The organism is Vibrio sp. 1249-1 (assembly GCF_033340495.1).
Map to the genome: position 1 here is coordinate 1 of NZ_JAWOWJ010000154.1, position 1,025 is coordinate 1,025.

1 protein-coding gene is annotated in these 1,025 nt (G+C 46.2%); it reads left to right on the forward strand.

Going from position 1 to position 1,025, the window contains the following annotated elements; all coding sequences use genetic code 11:
- Positions 1–305: 305 nt before the first annotated feature.
- Positions 306–1,025, forward strand: a 720-nt coding sequence (locus R7Z50_RS24915; RefSeq protein WP_318149405.1) for a PepSY domain-containing protein, incomplete at its 3' end; no start/stop codon positions are given.

Here is a 1,025-nt window from a genome sequence, read left to right on the forward strand (position 1 = left end):
GTCACTTTTCCACTTTCCACCAAGATTCACTTCCAACTACACCGATACTTTCACGACTGAGCTCGGTGATTTCTGAACGCTACACTTTTTTGGCTCTAAGTGTACGATTTGAAACGCCAGTTCCACGTGCGCCGCCTGTGGTTTCTTTTTCATAATCCATAAAAACAATAAGTAAAGTCACACATACACTGCTCATTCAAGCAGTCGCACTCCCAAACCTGTCCAAATTTCACCGCATAGAAAAGCATGTGGGGGGAAGCATTTGGTCAGCGTTTTTGGCGTGCAAAAATGAAAAGGAAATAAATATGTTGAGAAACTCAACAAAGCCTCAACTCAAGGAAGCGTCGCGCGCAAAATCCATCTACTTTATGACGTGGCGATGGCATTTCTACGCAGGATTATTCGTTATCCCATTTATGCTCATGCTGTCCGTCACCGGACTGGTGATGCTGTTTGATGATGAGATTGAACTGGCTCGCTATGAGACTACGCTAAAAGTGGTGCCGCAAGAGCACAAGGCACCAGTGTCCATCCAGTTAGAGTCGGTTAAGCAAGCCTATCCCGATTTCAGCGTTACTCAATTTGTGCCTGCCAAAACAGCGCATCTTGCCAACCGGTTTTCAATTAAAGCGGAAGATGGACGTTCGCTCGTTGCTGCAGTCAATCCATACACGGGCGAGGTTCAAGGCACTATTGATCGCTCAGACAGCGTTTATGAGCTGATGAATAACATTCATGGCACCTTGCTAATTGGTGAGCTTGGCGATCGTTTAATCGAAATATCAGCCAGCTTAGGTATTTTACTTTTGGTGTCGGGCTTGTATCTCTGGCTTCCTCGCGACAACGCCAGTCGAGCAGGCTTTTTGAAAATCCGTATTGCCCAAGGTTCTCGTATTTTATTGCGCGATGTGCACGCTAACCTAGGTGGTGTGTTGTCCCTCGTTTTACTGTTTTTCCTGATTTCTGGTTTGTCTTGGGCTGGAATTTGGGGGGCAAAGATGGTTCAAGCTTGGAACACGTTTCCG